The sequence below is a fragment of the Mesorhizobium sp. M0011 genome (assembly GCF_040324155.1).
In the GTDB taxonomy this organism is placed as follows: Bacteria; Pseudomonadota; Alphaproteobacteria; order Rhizobiales; family Rhizobiaceae; genus Mesorhizobium.
This window is the reverse complement of sequence record NZ_JAMYVQ010000002.1, coordinates 149,325-164,489: the sequence shown is the minus strand read 5'-3', so window position 1 is coordinate 164,489 and position 15,165 is coordinate 149,325. Positions and strand designations below refer to the sequence as shown.

General features: G+C 63.1%; 13 protein-coding genes. 10 read left to right on the top strand and 3 right to left on the bottom strand.

The annotated features are described in order from the left end of the window. The first annotated feature begins 158 nt into the window (after positions 1–158). The 6 genes from NKK51_RS03160 to NKK51_RS03135 all read left to right on the top strand — a co-directional run bounded on the left by NKK51_RS03160 (position 159) and on the right by NKK51_RS03135 (position 7,859). Positions 159–1,331: a glycosyltransferase gene (locus NKK51_RS03160; protein ID WP_352551141.1), complete on the top strand. Its 1,173-nt coding sequence runs from the start codon at positions 159–161 to the stop codon at positions 1,329–1,331. Positions 1,332–1,371: 40 nt separating this feature from the next. After that, positions 1,372–2,367, top strand: a complete 996-nt coding sequence (locus NKK51_RS03155; protein WP_352551139.1) for a glycosyltransferase family 2 protein — start codon at positions 1,372–1,374, stop codon at positions 2,365–2,367. Next, positions 2,367–3,317, top strand: coding sequence for a glycosyltransferase family 2 protein (locus NKK51_RS03150; RefSeq protein WP_352551137.1), 951 nt, complete (start codon positions 2,367–2,369; stop codon positions 3,315–3,317). The genes NKK51_RS03155 and NKK51_RS03150 overlap by 1 nt, the downstream gene beginning before the upstream one ends. Continuing rightward, positions 3,307–4,275 carry a glycosyltransferase family 2 protein gene (locus tag NKK51_RS03145; protein ID WP_352551135.1) on the top strand — a complete coding sequence of 323 codons (969 nt, stop codon included), beginning with the start codon at positions 3,307–3,309 and terminating at the stop codon, positions 4,273–4,275. Before NKK51_RS03150 ends, NKK51_RS03145 begins: the two co-directional genes overlap by 11 nt. Before the next feature lie 74 nt (positions 4,276–4,349). After that, positions 4,350–5,246, top strand: a complete 897-nt coding sequence (locus tag NKK51_RS03140) for a UTP--glucose-1-phosphate uridylyltransferase (RefSeq protein WP_013528099.1) — start codon at positions 4,350–4,352, stop codon at positions 5,244–5,246. A 225-nt stretch (positions 5,247–5,471) separates the two neighbouring features. After that, positions 5,472–7,859: a polysaccharide biosynthesis tyrosine autokinase gene (locus tag NKK51_RS03135; protein ID WP_023811602.1), complete on the top strand. Its 2,388-nt coding sequence runs from the start codon at positions 5,472–5,474 to the stop codon at positions 7,857–7,859. Between the two features lie 74 nt (positions 7,860–7,933). On the opposite strand, the gene NKK51_RS03130 is transcribed toward NKK51_RS03135, so the two are convergent. From NKK51_RS03130 to NKK51_RS03120, 3 genes are all read right to left on the bottom strand, one after another. Next, positions 7,934–8,692 (bottom strand): metallophosphoesterase family protein, encoded by a 759-nt coding sequence (locus NKK51_RS03130; protein WP_502902438.1) that lies wholly within the window; start codon positions 8,690–8,692, stop codon positions 7,934–7,936. 236 nt (positions 8,693–8,928) lie between these two features. Then, a complete protein-coding gene (locus tag NKK51_RS03125; RefSeq protein WP_352551131.1) occupies positions 8,929–10,011 on the bottom strand; it encodes an acyltransferase family protein in 1,083 nt (360 codons plus the stop codon). Positions 10,012–10,126: 115 nt separating this feature from the next. Continuing rightward, the gene (locus NKK51_RS03120; protein WP_023811605.1) at positions 10,127–12,034 is read right to left on the bottom strand and encodes a propionyl-CoA synthetase; all 1,908 of its coding nucleotides are present in this window, start codon (positions 12,032–12,034) and stop codon (positions 10,127–10,129) included. 209 nt (positions 12,035–12,243) lie between these two features. On the opposite strand from NKK51_RS03120, the gene NKK51_RS03115 reads away from it, so the two are divergent. The 4 genes from NKK51_RS03115 (at position 12,244) to NKK51_RS03100 (ending at position 15,164) form a co-directional block, all read left to right on the top strand. Further along, positions 12,244–13,026 carry a DUF2259 domain-containing protein gene (locus NKK51_RS03115; RefSeq protein ID WP_031213397.1) on the top strand — a complete coding sequence of 261 codons (783 nt, stop codon included), beginning with the start codon at positions 12,244–12,246 and terminating at the stop codon, positions 13,024–13,026. 445 nt (positions 13,027–13,471) lie between these two features. Continuing rightward, positions 13,472–13,756 (top strand): PqqD family protein, encoded by a 285-nt coding sequence (locus NKK51_RS03110; protein WP_013528093.1) that lies wholly within the window; start codon positions 13,472–13,474, stop codon positions 13,754–13,756. Continuing rightward, positions 13,756–14,190, top strand: a complete 435-nt coding sequence (locus NKK51_RS03105) for a lasso peptide biosynthesis B2 protein (RefSeq protein WP_023811607.1) — start codon at positions 13,756–13,758, stop codon at positions 14,188–14,190. The genes NKK51_RS03110 and NKK51_RS03105 overlap by 1 nt, the downstream gene beginning before the upstream one ends. Beyond that, positions 14,187–15,164 carry a phosphoenolpyruvate carboxykinase (ATP) gene (locus NKK51_RS03100; protein WP_023811608.1) on the top strand — a complete coding sequence of 326 codons (978 nt, stop codon included), beginning with the start codon at positions 14,187–14,189 and terminating at the stop codon, positions 15,162–15,164. The genes NKK51_RS03105 and NKK51_RS03100 overlap by 4 nt, the downstream gene beginning before the upstream one ends. Position 15,165 lies beyond the last annotated feature (1 nt).

Genomic DNA, 15,165 nt, shown 5'->3' with positions numbered 1-15,165 from the left:
GATTTCCGAGCCCGAAATCCACGACCGCCGCCGACCACAAACTACGGCAATAATTTTGCAGTGCAACAGAAAACGTCGATGCGTGCAGCAAAAATGTTGCGATGCAGCAAGAGCTGTACTAGCATTCCCTCGGGTGGGCCAACAGCGGTCGAGTTTTTATGCTGCATGTCTTGTACCTTGTGCACGACGTTTCCGACCCGGCGGTGCGCCGGCGGATCACGATGCTCAGGGCAGGTGGGGCCCAGGTCACTTTGGCCGGCTTCCGTCGCACCGCGAATCCGATTGCGGATATCGAGGGACTGCGGCCGATCGACCTCGGCGCGACGCGTGACGGGCGATTCGGCCAACGCCTCGCGGCCGTCGCCAAAGCAGCCGTTTCGATAGGCTCGAAGCTTGGCGGCATGCCAAAACCGGATCTCATCATCGCGCGCAACCTGGAAATGCTGGCGCTTGCCCGCCGCGCCAGGTCAGCCTTCGGTGCATCGGTCCCGATCGTATACGAGTGCCTCGACATTCATCGGCTTGTGCTGCGCAACGATGTCCTGGGCAAGGCGCTGCGCGCCACCGAACGCTTTCTGGCCAGGGATGTGAAGCTGCTGGTGACCAGTTCTCCTGCCTTTATCGCCAATTATTTCAAGCCGTTCGGCCAGGTCGCGGCACCCATCGAGCTGGTCGAAAACAAATATTTCGAGGCCGCGACGATCTTGCCCGGCGCTCCGGAGGCTGAAGAGAGCCCGGCCGGTCCGCCATGGCGGATCGGCTGGTTCGGTGCGCTGCGCTGCCGCCGCTCGCTCGAGCTGCTGGCCGATTTCTCCCGCCGCATGGAGGGCCGCTTTGAAATCGTGCTGCGCGGACGTCCGGCTTTGTCGGAATTCCCTGACTTTCACGGCTTTGTCGAAGCCGAGCCGTGGCTGTCGTTTCTCGGGCCCTACCGCAATCCGGAAGACATGGCGGCGATCTACAACGATGTCCATTTTTCCTGGGCGATCGATTTCTTCGAAGCGGGGCAGAACTCCGAATGGCTTCTGCCCAACCGGCTCTACGAAGGCTGCCGTTTCGGCGCGGTGCCGATCTCTATGGGCAACACCGAGACCGGGCGGTTCCTCAAACAGCAGGATATCGGCGTGCTGTTGCCGCAGGCGTCGCCCGAAGCGCTCGAAGCCGTGCTCGGCAAGATGGAAGAGCATCGCTTCGCCAGGCTGAAAGGGCGTGTTCTGGCGCGCAATCCGAGGACCTGGAGCTACGATCGCAGCGATTGCCGGGCGCTTGTCGAGCGGCTGCGCAGCCTGACGGCCGTGCCCGGCTCCTTTGCCGCCGAGGCATTGGCATAGGATGGCCAAGGATGGACAGAGGCAAGATGGACAGAGGTTGATGACGCCGACGGAAAAACCCTCATCCAGCCTGATCGTTATCCCGTGCCTGAACGAAGCCGCCCATATCGGTGCGCTGCTCGATCAATTGCGGCCCGCAGCCGCCCGGCTTGGCGCCCGGATCATCGTCGCCGACGGCGGCAGCACCGATGGCACGCTTTCCATCGTAGAGGACGTCATTGCCCGGGACCCGCGGGTTATCCTGCTCCACAACAAGCGGCGCATCCAGAGCGCGGCGATCAATCTCGCCGTCGGTACCTTCGGCGATGGTGCCGACTATCTCATCCGCATCGATGCGCATGGCGGTTATCCCGACGATTATTGCGACCGGCTGGTCGAGGAAGCTTTGGCTACATCAGCGGATTCGGTCGTCGTTTCGATGCTGACCAGCGGCAGCGGTGCCGTGCAGAAGGCGGCCGCCGCGGCGCAGAACTCCAAGCTCGGCACCGGCGGTTCGAAGCACAGGCATCTTTCGCAGGGACAGTGGATCGATCACGGCCATCATGCACTGATGCGGATATCGGCGTTCGGCGCCGTCGGCGGCTACGACGAAACGTTCAGCCACAACGAGGACGCCGAGCTCGATTATCGCCTGCGCAAGGCCGGCTACAAGATCTGGATGAGCGGCAAGACGCAGATGGTCTACTATCCGCGCGCCTCGCTCTCAGGCCTCTATTTCCAGTATCTCGGCTACGGTCGCGGGCGTGCCAAGAATGTGCTGAAGCATCGCGTCATCCCGAAGGTGAGGCAGATGGTGCCGCTGCTGGTGTTCCCGGTGGTGCTGCTGGCGGCCTTCTCCTTCGTGCACTGGCTGGCGGCGGTGCCGCTGCTGCTGTGGGCGTCGGTGTGCCTGGGCTACGGACTGGTGACGGCTATCCGCCAGCGCAAGGCCGACGTGGCGCTGGCCGGCGTCTCGGCCATGGTCATGCATCTTGGCTGGTCGGTCGGCTTCTGGCTGCAGCTTCTCGGCCTCGGCTCGCGACGAGGAGTGGCTTGATGGCGGTGTCGGCAAAGAACCGCAGCATCGACATCGGCGTCTGCACGTTCCGCCGGCCGGAACTGGCCGACACGCTGCGCTCGCTCGACGCCATGGAGATGCCGGCGGGATTCGATATCCGCATCGTCGTCGCCGACAATGACGACACCCCGACGGCCCGTGACCTGGTGGCGGCGCTGTCGCGGGAATTGACGGTGCCGATCCACTATCAGCATGCCCCGGCGCGCAACATCTCGATCGCCCGCAACGCCTGCCTCGATGCGAGCACGGCGGATTTCGTCGCCTTCATCGATGACGACGAGACGGCCACGGCTCCATGGCTCGCCGAACTGGTCGCGATGGCGCAGCAAAGCGGTGCCGCCGCTGTGCTCGGCCCGGTCAGGGCGCGCTATCGCCCGGATGCGCCGGACTGGATGCGGCGCGGCGATTTCCATTCGACCTTGCCCGTCTGGGTGCGCGGCGAGATCCACACCGGCTACACCTGCAACGTTCTGCTGCGGATGGGCTCGGATAGCCTGCGCGGCCGCCGCTTCAGCCTGGCGCGTGGCCAGACCGGCGGCGAGGACACCGAATTCTTCGACCAGATGCACAAGGCCGGCGGCCGCATCGTCTTCTCGCCAGAGGCGTGGGTCGACGAGGTGGTGCCGCGCTCCAGGGCGGTATTCGACTGGCTCGGCCGCCGCCGCTTCCGCGTCGGCCAGACGCATGGCCATCTCCTGGGCAGTAGCGCCAGCGGCATCGGCCTGGTCAAGCAGGTCGGCCTGGCCTCGGCAAAGGCCATCTATTGCTTCGCCTCGGCACTTCCGGTCGTCGTCAGTCCGGTACGCAGGAACCGCAGTGTGCTGCGCGGCATTATGCATGTCGGTGTCGTCAGCGGCCTCGTCGGCATCCGCGAAATCCGCCTCTATGGCCAGCCTTCGCCACAGGAGGGAGGCAAGCGTGCAGCCTGACGTCAGCTCTGTCCCCGATGTTTCCTTCGTTATTGCCGCCTACAATGCCGAGGCGACCCTTGATCGGGCGATCGCCAGCGCCATCGCCCAGAAGGGCGTCAGCGTCGAAATCATCGTCGTCGACGACAAGTCGCGCGATGCGACGCTCGACGTGGCGCGGGCCTATCCCGGGGATATCGTCCGCGTCGTCGCCCTGGCCAGCAATCGCGGCCCCGGCGGCGCCAGGAATGCCGGCCTCGACGCCGCCCGAGGCAGATGGATCGCGGTTCTCGATTCCGACGACGCGGTCTTTCCCGGCCGGCTCGCGGCCATGATCGCTCGTGCCGAAAGCGCGGATGCCCAGATCGCCGTCGATAATCTGCAGGTCGTTCGCGAAGATGGCGTCATCGAGGACGCGATGTTTCCGCAGCAGTATCTGGAAGGCTTGCGCGAGATTTCGCTGGCCACCTACATCGCCGGCAACGTCGTCTTCGAATCCAAGTTCAACCTCGGCTATCTCAAGCCGATCTTCCAGCGCGAGTTCCTGAACGAAAACCGGCTTCGCTACGACGAAAAGCTGAGGATCGGCGAAGACTACGTCCTGTTTGCCGAAGCCCTGGCCAAGGGCGGCAAATGCGTGGTCGAGCCTGATATCGGCTATGCCTATCATATCCGCAGCGGCTCCATTTCGCGCGTGCTCGAGCTTCACCACGTCGAAGCGATGAGCAAGGCGGATGCCGAGTTCGCTCAAACCCATCAGATGGACGAGGCCGCGCAAGCCGCGTTTGCCCGGCGCGGCCGCAGCCTGCGCAAGGCCTCCTCGTTCCTGTCGATGGTTCAGCACATCAAGGCGCGGTCCCCGCTCAAGGCGATCCGGACGGCGCTCAGCGACCCGGCGGCGGTCAGGCATATGGGCATGCCGATCGCCGTGCGGTTGCGAAGAATGGCGGCACAGTTTGCCGTCGGGGTGGGGAGGTGAAGATGCAGGCACATGGAGGGATTTTTCGTGGCCTGTGAATGGATTGAAGTCGATCTCCTCAGAAGGAATTTGCGATGAAGAAAATCAGGAAGGCCGTGATACCGGTGGCGGGGCTTGGAACAAGGTTCCTGCCGGCGACCAAGTCGATGCCGAAGGAAATGCTTCCCGTGGTCGACAGGCCTGTCGTGCAATATGCGGTGGACGAGGCCTTCGAAGCGGGCATCGAGCACATCGTCTTCGTGACCGGTCGCAACAAGGCGGTGATCGAGGACTATTTCGACCTGCATCCGGAATTGATCGGCACCCTGGAGCAGACCGGCAAGAAGACCCAGTTGGAGGCGCTCGAAAGCATGCTGCCTGTGGCCGGTGCCACCAGCTTCATCCGCCAGCAATCGCCGCAAGGCCTCGGCCATGCCGTCTGGTGCGCGCGCGAGGTTATCGGCAACGAGCCCTTTGCCTTGCTGCTGCCGGACATGGTGTCCTTCGGCGGGCGCGGATGCCTAGCCGAAACCGTCGAGCTTTATGAGCGCACGGGCGGCAACGTGATCGCCGTCGAGCGTTGCGAACCGAGCGAGACCAACAAATACGGCATCGTTGGCCGTGGCGCCGAGATCGGTGGCGGTTTCGAGGTGACGGCCATGGTCGAGAAGCCGGCGCCGGCCAATGCGCCGTCGAACTTCTACATCAACGGCCGCTACATCCTGCAGCCCGAGATTTTCGCTCTTCTGGGCAATCAGCAGCGCGGCGCCGGCAACGAGATCCAGTTGACGGATGCCATGGTTCGTCTGTCGAAGGATCAGCCGTTCTTCGCCCAGCCTTTCCTCGGCCGCATGTTCGACTGTGGTTCCAAGGAAGGGTTCATCCAGGCCAACATCGCCTTCGCGCTGGCGCGCGATGACATGAAGGGTCCGGTTTTCGAGATGCTTCAGGAGTTCGTCCGGTCGCATGAACGCCAGGAAGAAGCCGCATAATGCCCATCTTTCGGGAGCATGGTCAGATGGCTGGCGAAGAGGGGCCGGCAGGTTCTCGCCGTCTGGCACGACGCTTGCTTCGCTTCTGGCGATGCTCCCGATCTTCGAGGCGCCTGCAAGCCAAGGCATGATCCCGGAAAGTGGGTCCCGGTTTCCGGAAAAGATCATGTTGAAACAGTGAGATAGAGCCCATTGCGACGGACCGGCTCTAGAATTGGACCGAAGATGAATTATGCCAATTTTCCTCTCGACAAGAGGATGCCATTGCCGAATTCGGACGCAGGAGACGGCGAAGACTTCATCGATATCGAGCGGCTGCTTGGCATGGCCGCACGGCAGGCCAAGGTGGTTGCCGTCTGTGCCGTCATCGGTCTCTTCCTGGGCCTGTTCTATTTGCAGACAACGCCGCCCAAATATCAGTCGGTCGCGAGCGTGCTGATCGACGAAGGCTTGAACAAGATTGTCGACGATATCTCGGCGGCGTCGACAACCATGCAGACCGATTCCGCCATCCTGAGCCAGATCGAGATCCTGACCTCGACGCGGCTTGCCGCCGTGGTCGTCGACAAGCTGAAGCTCGACCAGAACGACACGTTCATGAATCCGCCCCAGTCGGCGCTTGCCCAAGGCATAGGCCTTATCCGCAGCGTGATTCAGTATGTCCGCCCCAGCCCTTCCCTTCCGGGTGGCGCCGACTTCAGCAAGCTCGACCCCGCCGCCCGCGATGCGCTGATCGCCACGTCGCGCCGCGACTACGCTATCCTCAAGCTGCAGAACGAGATCCGGGCGGAACGCGTCGGCCGAAGCTACGTCATCGCGCTCGGCTATCAGGCGACGGATCCGGCCTTGGCAAACGCCATCACCAAGGCCTATGCCGATGCCTATCTCGCCGATCAGCTCGATGCGAGCTTCGATGCCACCGAGCGGGCTGCGGTGTGGCTGCAGGGCCGGTTGACGGAGCTGCGCCAGAGTTCGCAGGCAGCTTCGCTCGCGGTTGAGAAATTCAGGGCCGAACATGGGCTGGCCGCCAACAGCGATGGCCAGCTGATGAGCGACAAGCAGCTTTCCGACCTCAACGCCCAGCTTATCGTGGCGCAGGCCGACACCGCACGCGCCAGCGCCCGCTACCAGCAGTACAAGGCCATTGTCGACAGCGGCTCCGAAAACGCCTTCAAGGATGCCGCCATATCGAGCGACCAGCCAAGCAGTTCGGTCATATCGGCGCTCAAGACCCGCTACCTCACAGTGGCCAAGCGGCTGCAGGACGTCGAGGCGAATTTCGGCCCCGAGCACCCGCAGGCGGTGGCTCTCTCCAAGGAGAAGGCCGACATATCGACGCAGATTTTCGGCGAGCTGAAGCAGCTGACCGAAAGCTATCGCAACGAGTATGAGGTGGCGCAGGCACGCGAGACCGCGCTCAGGGCCAACGTCGCGGCCGCGCAAGGCAAGAGTTCCGTCGACAACCAGACGCAAGTCAAGCTGCGTGAACTCGATCAGCAGGCGACGGCGCTCACCACGCTCTATCAGACATTCCTGGGTCGTTACGAGGAAGCCGCGCAGCAGCAATCCTTCCCGGTCGGCAAAATCCGCATCATCTCGGACGCCTCGATGCCGTTTGCCGCGTCAAGCCCGCGCACCATCGTCGTGCTCGGACTTTCGCTGGTGCTTGGCCTGCTGATGGGCGCCGGCTTTGGTGGTCTGAACGAGTTCAATGAACGCTTCTTCAGGACCGGCGAGGACGTGCGCGACCGCGTCAACCTGAAATTCCTCGGCTATCTGCCGACGATCGGCGGCAAGCTCGGCAAGGAAGAAAAGCCGGGCGATACCCAGGTGGACGCCAAGACCACTCAATCGCTGTCGGCGGCCGAAAGGCGGGCGCGCATGCGGGTCAGCATCGATTCTCCAGCCTCGATGTTCTCCGAAACGCTGCGCAGCGCCAAGATCGCCTTCGACGTCGTGATGGAAGGGCAAGGCAGCCGCGTCATCGGCATTATCTCGGTGCTTCCCGGCGAGGGCAAGTCGACGGTCGCGGCAAATCTCGCGGGCTTGCTTGCCGCCAATGGCGCCAAGACGCTGCTGATCGACGGCGACTTGCGCAATCCCGGCCTCAGCCGGGGCCTTGGCATGGAAGCCGAGCAGGGTTTGATGGAAGCCGTTGTCAGCGGCCAGACTTGGCAGTCTGTCGGCAAGATCGACAGGCAGACGAAGCTGGCGATCATCCCGGCGGTGCTGCGCGGTCACTTCTCGCATACCAGCGAACTTCTCTCCTCGGCCGGCATGCGGCGCTTCATCGAGAACGCCAAGGAGACGTTCGAATACATCGTCGTCGATCTGCCGCCGCTCGGACCGGTGGTCGACGCCAAGGCCTTCGCCCCCTTGGTCGACGGGTTTGTCCTGGTCACCGAGTGGGGGCGCACGCCTCGCGCGATGGTCAGGTCGATGCTGGAATCCGAACCCTATGTCGCCAACAAGATCGTCGGCGCGGTGCTGAACAAGGTCGATTTGAAGAAACTGGCCAAATACGGATCGTTCGGTGGCTCGGAAAAGTTCTTCGATAAATATTCGAGCTACTATCTGGAAAAGTCGGAAGTGCGCGGCAAGGCGCCGGTCTGACATCGGTCATTGCGCGCGTGGGGCCACTTTGAGGTGTATCGATCTTCAGGTCAGCACACCTGAACATCGATGCGTCAGGAGAAGATCAGCCTGCCTTGCTTGTCGGCGATCCTGACGGCGGTCAGGCGTCCGCTCTGGAAGGCGGCTGTGTCGATGCCGAGCCGGCGCCCTTCGAGCTTCGGGACATCCACCGGCGTATGCCCGTGCACCACCCAGCGGTCGAGCAGGTGTGTTGCCTCGAAGAAGTCCGAACGGATGGTAATTAGGTCGTGGTCGGTTTGCGCCGCAAGGTCGACGCCGGGCCTGATGCCGGCGTGGACAAACACGAACTTCCGCGAACGGACCATGATCGGCAGCCCGCGTAGGAAGCTGACGTGATCCTCTGGAATGATCTCCCTTATGCGCCTGTCGATCTGCGCGCTGCTCCCGTAGAGGCTGGTGAGGCGCGCCGGATCGATGCCGTAGGAAAACAGGGTTTGCAGGCCGCCCGTCGCCAGCCAGGGCTCGCGCGACAAATGTCCGTCGAGATAGTTCAGCATGGCCATTTCGTGGTTGCCCGCAAGACAAATGCGCTGAAACCCTTTCGGCGCCGGCGCCAGAAGGTGATCGAGCACCCGCGCCGACTGGAGCCCCCGGTCGATGTAGTCGCCAAGCATGACGATGATCTTGCGGCTCTGGAAGCGCAGCGAATCGAGCAGGATGTTCTGCTCCAGGGCGCGGAGTTCCTTGTAGCAGCCATGCACGTCGCCGATCGCGTAGACAACGGCATCCTGCATGTCGATATCCAGGCGCGGACGCGCCGCGATGCGGGGTTTTCGCTGGAACAGGGTCACGTGCGGCGTCTCGAGGCGAACTCTCATGCGGAAGGCATAAGCGCCTGATATCTTGCCCGAAACGGAGAATTCCGCAATCGTGGAAAATGCAACCACGCCGGGTTGGGACCGCCAATGCATGTCGCCCAAAAATGAGCTCGGTTTTGGAAGAACGGCCTGTGTGGAAACAAAGCCTGAATCCGCTCAGGCGCGACATGCTTTACGTCGGCCGTCCGGCCGGTAATGCCGGATCGTCGTCAGGCTGCCTTGAGCCGATAACGGAACACGGTGTGGTCGAGCAGCAGCCGGATGCGTGGTTCGGCCTCGATCGCCACCAGCCAGCTTGCCGCGATCATCGTCGCGCCGACGACCGCCATCGAGAACAGATGTGGCAGACCGGCGCGGACCAGGATGCCGAGCAGGGCCGCGCCGACGACATCGTGCAGCAGGTAGAGCGGATAGGTCATCAGCCCGATCCGGCGCCAGCCGCTCCAGGAAAGGTCGAGCCGCAGCGACCATGCCATCAGCGCGATGCCGATGAGGAAGATGAGGATCGGCGGCGCGAACGGCATATCCCGCCCGACCTTCAGGATATGAACGTCGACCGAACTGGCGATCTGCAGCACACTACCGGCCAGGAACAGGGCGCAGAAGGCAAGTCGGGCGCCTGTCACCGCCTTGAAGCGCATCAGCCACAGCATGACGCCGGTGGCGAAGAAAACGCCGTGATGCACCAGAAGCAGGGCGAGCGTGCGTGTTTCGGCAAGATCGGCCCAGCCGAGCGGGTAATACAGGCACCAAAACAGCGTGCTGACCAAGCCGATGGCGACGGCCACAATCTCCATCAGATGGAAGCGGCCAAGGCTGAGTAAGATCCAGACGATAGCATAGAAGGCGATCTCGATGCCCAGCGTCCAGTAGACGCTGTCCACCCAAGGCGCGTACGGAACGAACAGGCCGGTGCGTAGGAGCCTGATAACGGCATCGGTCGGCCAACTGAGGCCGACAAGCAGCAGCACCACCGCCGTGACCGGTGCGCAGATCCAAACCGCCGGCGCCAGCCGTTTCACCCTTGCTTCGAAAAACTGTAGGGGTGTCGACCTTTCGGCGCTGAAGGCGATGACGAAACCGCTGATGACGAAGAAGATCTGGACGCCGACCCAGCCGGATTCGACCCAGGCGCCTATTGCCGGCTGCGGGGGAACGCCGCCCGTCGCGCGCGCCGAAACACCGTCCGGATACGCCCACACCCAGAAGCCATAGTGGTAAACCATGACCATGACGGCGGCGAGAAAGCGCAGGATGTCGACGCCGCCAAATGTAATCTTCTTTTGAGCCATGCGACCTGTGTCGATGGCCCCCCGCAAGCACTGTAGGGCGCATTGCTGCGTTGCACAATAAAAGATTGCTCGTCGATCCGAAAAGCGGCCTCGACAAGCCAAAGCCTTCAGCCGCTCAAAGGCCGATCCCACGGTCCTTCAGGGCCTTGGTGATCTCCTCGAGGATGATCGGATCGTCGATCGTCGCCGGCATGGTCCATTCTTCCTTGTCGGCGATCTTCTGCATGGTGCCGCGCAGGATCTTGCCCGAACGCGTCTTGGGCAGGCGCTTGATCGTCACCACCGTCTTGAAGGCGGCTACCGGGCCGATGCGTTCGCGCACCAGGCCGACCACCTCGTTCTCGATGGAGCCGACATCGCGGGTTACACCTGCGTTCAACACCACGAAGCCCAGCGGAACCTGGCCCTTCATGGCGTCGGCAATGCCGATGACCGCGCATTCGGCGACATCGGGATGGGCCGAAAGCACCTCTTCCATGGCGCCGGTGGAGAGCCGGTGGCCGGCGACATTGATGATGTCGTCGGTGCGGGCCATGACGTAGAGATAGCCGTCGTCGTCGACCATACCGGCATCCGCCGTCTTGTAGAAGCCGGGGAACTCGTCGAGATAGGCTTGGCGGAACCGTGCGTCGGCATGCCACAGCGTCGGCAGGCAGCCGGCCGGCAGCGGCAGTTTGACCACCACATTGCCCAGTGTGCCGCGAGGCACCTGATGGCCAGCATCGTCGAGCACGCGGATGTCGTAGCCGGGCATCGGCACGCCGGGCGAGCCGTATTTCACCGGCAACAGGCCAAGGCCGGCGGGATTGATCGTCATCGGCGAGCCGGTCTCGGTTTGCCACCAATGGTCGACCACAGGCACACCTAGCTTCTGCTCCGCCCATTTGATGGTTTCCGGGTCGGCGCGCTCGCCGGCAAGAAACAGCGTGCGGAATTTCGAGAGGTCGTGTTTGGCAATGAACTCGCCCTTCGGGTCCTGCCCCTTGATGGCGCGGAATGCGGTCGGCGCGGTGAACAGCGCGACCACGCCATGCTCCGCTATCACCCGCCAGTAGGTGCCGGCATCGGGCGTGCCGACAGGCTTGCCCTCGAACAGGATGCTGGTGCAGCCATGCAGCAGCGGTCCGTAGACGATGTAGGAATGGCCGACCACCCAGCCGACATCGGACGCCGCCCAGAACACCTCGCCCGGCTTGACGCCGAACTCGTTTTCCATCGTCCATTTCAGCGCGACCATGTGGCCGCCATTGTCGCGCACGATGCCCTTGGGCTGGCCGGTCGTGCCCGATGTGTAGATGATGTAGAGCGGATCGGTGGCCAGCACCGGCACGCAATCGACATTGGCGCCCGCTGCCCGTTCGCGAGCGACCGCATCGGCATAGTCGATGTCGAAATGCTCCTTCATCTCGCAGCGCAACTGGTCGCGCTGCAGGATCAGGCAGGCGTCCGGCTTATGGCGGGAGATCTCTATCGCCTTGTCGAGCAACGGCTTGTAGGCAACGACGCGGCCCGGCTCCAGGCCGCAGGATGCCGAAATGATCAGCTTCGGCCTGGCATCGTCGATGCGGGTGGCAAGCTCATGCGAGGCAAAGCCGCCGAAGACCACCGAATGCACCGCGCCGATGCGGGCGCAGGCGAGCATGGCGATGGCCGCCTCGGCCACCATCGGCATGTAGATGATGACGCGGTCGCCCTTGCCGATGCCGCGATTCTTCAGCACAGAGGTGAGTGCAACCACCTCGCGCTTCAGCTCGGCATAGGTGAACTTCCTGACCATTCCTGTGATGGCGCTGTCATGGATCAGCGCGATCTGATCGGCGCGCCCGCCCGCGACATGGCGGTCGATGGCGTTGTAGCAGGTGTTGCAGGTGGCGCCGGTGAACCAGCGGCCATAGACGCCGGCCGCGGCGTCGAACACCTTGTCCCAGGGCGAATACCAGTCGATGCCGCTAGCCGCGTCCGCCCAGAAGCGCTCCGGGTCGCGCTTCCAGCCTTCATAAACCTCGTGATAGCGTGAAGCCATCCGTACCTCCCCGGGAAATGTTTTCTTCCTTCCAGATAGCGCGCTCTAACCTTGGCCGCAAATCCACGCCATTGTGGCGACGGCATCGACCTGGCGCTTGGGGGCAAGCAGCTATGAATTGCGAGACAGGATTGGGGTTGGTGATGTTTGCTGCTGTGCGGTTCATCGGGCGCTTTGCGCAATCATCGGTCACGGGCGCCCTACTTGCTATGTCCACCGGAACCGCTGAAGCCGGCGATGCCGCGGCACGGCACATCATCGGCTTTTCGCCGGATGGCGCTTATTTCGCCTTCGAGCAATATGGAACGCTCGACGCCGGTGTCTCGGACTCCGGCTGGTCGCAGATCGATATCATCGATACCCGTACGGATCAGGTGGTTGGCGGCAAGCCGATCCTCGTCGTCGACGAGACGGAGGAAGCGACACTGACCCTGGAGCAGGCGAGGGCGCAGGCCGCCGCTCAGGCAGCGCCCGTTCTCGCCCAATATGCGATCACATCTGTGGCCGAGCAGGCCGCTTCCGACAAGTTTACCTTCCCGGGCGAAATGGTTGCCTACAACGACATCTCCCGCCTCGAACAGGTGTCGCGGAAATGGCTGGCGCCGCTCCATGGCGAAACAGGCATTTCGACCATCCAGCTCGACGAAATCCTGGCGGCCAGCGCGACCGATTGTTCGGCGAGTTTCGATGCGACGCAGCAAGGCGACCAGGCACTTCAAGGGGAAAAGCCACTTCAAGGTGAGAAGGCAGGCAAGGCGCTCGGCTTCCGGCTGACGCTCCAAGGCCAGGATGGCAAGCCGATCAAGATCCTGCACGAGGACAAGACCGTGCCGGGCTCAAGAAACTGCCCGACCTCCTACAGCCTGTCGGAATCCTACCAATTCACCCCGGCCGGCAAGCCGGCGGTGATCGTCGTGCTGGTCCAGCGTTTCAGCCAGGGTTTCGAGGGGCGCGATCGTCGCTTCCTCGCGGTGACCGGGCAGCCACGCTGAGAGGTTGCGCCCAGGCGCCGGCAGCCGCTGTGTCTGAAGGTTGTTTCTAGATCGGCAGGGCCACAAGCATGAAGCCAATGCCGCCAGCGATCAAAATGGCTGTAGCCAGCGCTTTTCTGTGACGTTCGAAGCTCGTCGGAGCTCGCTCCCAATTGTAACGCATACGCTATCTCCCCAATACCCGGACAGGTTTTATCTTACTTAGGGGAAGAAATGCAACGTCCGCTGCCGGCAGGCCCGCTGCTTGTCACATTTCACCGATGACTATTTCTGGGACGAATGCGGCCGGGAAGACGCAACCGAGCAGGTTCTAACGCGACTGGGGCGGAGAATCTGTCAGCAAAGCCGTTGGTCCCGTGCACTGGGCTCCCATGATCGGCTGATAGACAGCGCTCCACCTCCGCGCTATCTGATTTCCGGGATGAGCGTGGCTTGGAGGGGCGTGGTGGAAATAGTCTCTGGAACCGTTCTGCGGCTAGCCGAGGATGCCTCCGTGCAGCATGTGGGCGATGGCGCAGTCGTGCTTTTGGCGCGCAGCGGCCAGCTTTATACATGCAACGGCACGACCGAAGCCTTTCTCGACAAGGTGGACGGCGCGCGCAACCTCGACCAGATCGTCGACCTGCTTTGCGAGGAGTTCGAGGTTGACAAGGGGACGCTCGATCAGGACATGGCGGCACTGGCCACGGATCTGATCTCTGAAGGTATCCTCGCCGCGCCAGGTGCTTGATGGCTGACGGCCCGCTCCTGCGCGCTCTGTTTCGCTGCCATCTCTGGGCAAGCGCGCGGCTGATGCCGGTCCTTGTCACCAACCGGAGCTTCGAGGAGGTGCTCAAATGGGCGCCGCTCGCCTCGTCGACGCCCTATCGCGGTCTGCCGTCCGCCTACATCGTCGCGAGTGTCAACCGCGCCGTCCGCCATCCCTGGCTGATGCGTGACCGCAGGTGCCTGAGGGAGGGTCTGCTAGGTCATCGTTTCCTGCGCCTAGCCGGTTTCGATCCGGACCTGCGCTTCGGCGTCGATCCGCAGTCGATGCAAGCGCAGCGCCTGGCAGCGCATTGCTGGGTCTGCCTCGATGGCAGGCCGGTGGTCAGCGACAAGCTTCCCGGCATGGTCGAAATCTATCGTCATCATGCCGATGCCGTAAAGGCGCGCCCCGCTTGACCAGACCTTCAGCCTGCTATGGCCTCAACGGCCTGATCCTTGGCATATCGGCCGAGCGCCCCGAGCTGTGGCAGGATTTCGACCGGATGCTGGGCAGCCTGCGTATCGCGGAACCCGTCGAGCCGGACTTTCGTCTCGAGATCGCCGAGACAGTCACCTTGGACGAGGCACCCAACGGATCCCTCGTCTTCGATGGCGAGGTGCCGGAGGATGGTCACTGCCGGATGATCGAGGATGGTGGTATCATCCATCTGGTCTTTCCCGAGCGTCAGACCGTTGCCATCAATGGCGTGGCGGGCTGGGCCGAACTCCGGATCCGCCCTGGCGCGAAAGCCGCGTGGACACCGGCAATGCTGGTGCTCGACGCCGCGCTCGACGCCGGTGGCCAGCATATGCTGCACACTGCCGGCTTGACGTTGCCGGACAGCGATGCGGTGGTGCTGATCCATGCTCCGAGCGGCACCGGCAAGACCACGACGTCGCTCGCGCTGGCAACACAGGGCTTTGGCCTCTGCTCCGACGACGCCATGATCCTGAATGTCGCTTCTGGCAAGGTCGTCGCCTGGGGCTTGCCGCGCGCCGTAAAAATCCACCAGAAGACTGCCGAAATGATCCCGCAGGTGGCGCGATGCCTTGGCCAGACGTGGGATCGCAACAGCGAACAGCCCGTCCCGCTTGAAAGGCTGAGTGGGATCGTTCGGGTCGAAAACGCGACCGCCCGGCCGGTGGCGGCCCTCCTGCACCTGGCGCGTTCCGCCGACAGCCAGACCCGGCTCGTCGCCATGGCCGGGACCGACGCAATGGTGGCGCTGGCAGTGGACAATGTCCGCACGGGCATGACCGGGCTGCTGCCCATGCAGAAGCGCCGGCTGGCGACCATCGGCGGGCTGGTCAATGCGGTGCCGACCTTCCGGCTGGAGGTGGGCGCGCGCCCGGCTGACGCTGCGGCGCTGATCAGCGCCACCCTGGATTGAC

Excerpts from the sequence above, each read along its gene's own strand:
- NKK51_RS03160 (WP_352551141.1), top strand. The coding sequence starts at position 159 with ATGCTGCATGTCTTGTACCTTGTGCACGACGTTTCCGACCCGGCGGTG.
- NKK51_RS03155 (WP_352551139.1), top strand. The coding sequence starts at position 1,372 with ATGACGCCGACGGAAAAACCCTCATCCAGCCTGATCGTTATCCCGTGC.
- NKK51_RS03150 (WP_352551137.1), top strand. The coding sequence starts at position 2,367 with ATGGCGGTGTCGGCAAAGAACCGCAGCATCGACATCGGCGTCTGCACG.
- NKK51_RS03140 (WP_013528099.1), top strand. The coding sequence starts at position 4,350 with ATGAAGAAAATCAGGAAGGCCGTGATACCGGTGGCGGGGCTTGGAACA.
- NKK51_RS03135 (WP_023811602.1), top strand. The coding sequence starts at position 5,472 with ATGAATTATGCCAATTTTCCTCTCGACAAGAGGATGCCATTGCCGAAT.
- NKK51_RS03125 (WP_352551131.1), bottom strand. The coding sequence starts at position 10,011 with ATGGCTCAAAAGAAGATTACATTTGGCGGCGTCGACATCCTGCGCTTT.
- NKK51_RS03120 (WP_023811605.1), bottom strand. The coding sequence starts at position 12,034 with ATGGCTTCACGCTATCACGAGGTTTATGAAGGCTGGAAGCGCGACCCG.
- NKK51_RS03115 (WP_031213397.1), top strand. The coding sequence starts at position 12,244 with ATGTCCACCGGAACCGCTGAAGCCGGCGATGCCGCGGCACGGCACATC.
- NKK51_RS03105 (WP_023811607.1), top strand. The coding sequence starts at position 13,756 with ATGGCTGACGGCCCGCTCCTGCGCGCTCTGTTTCGCTGCCATCTCTGG.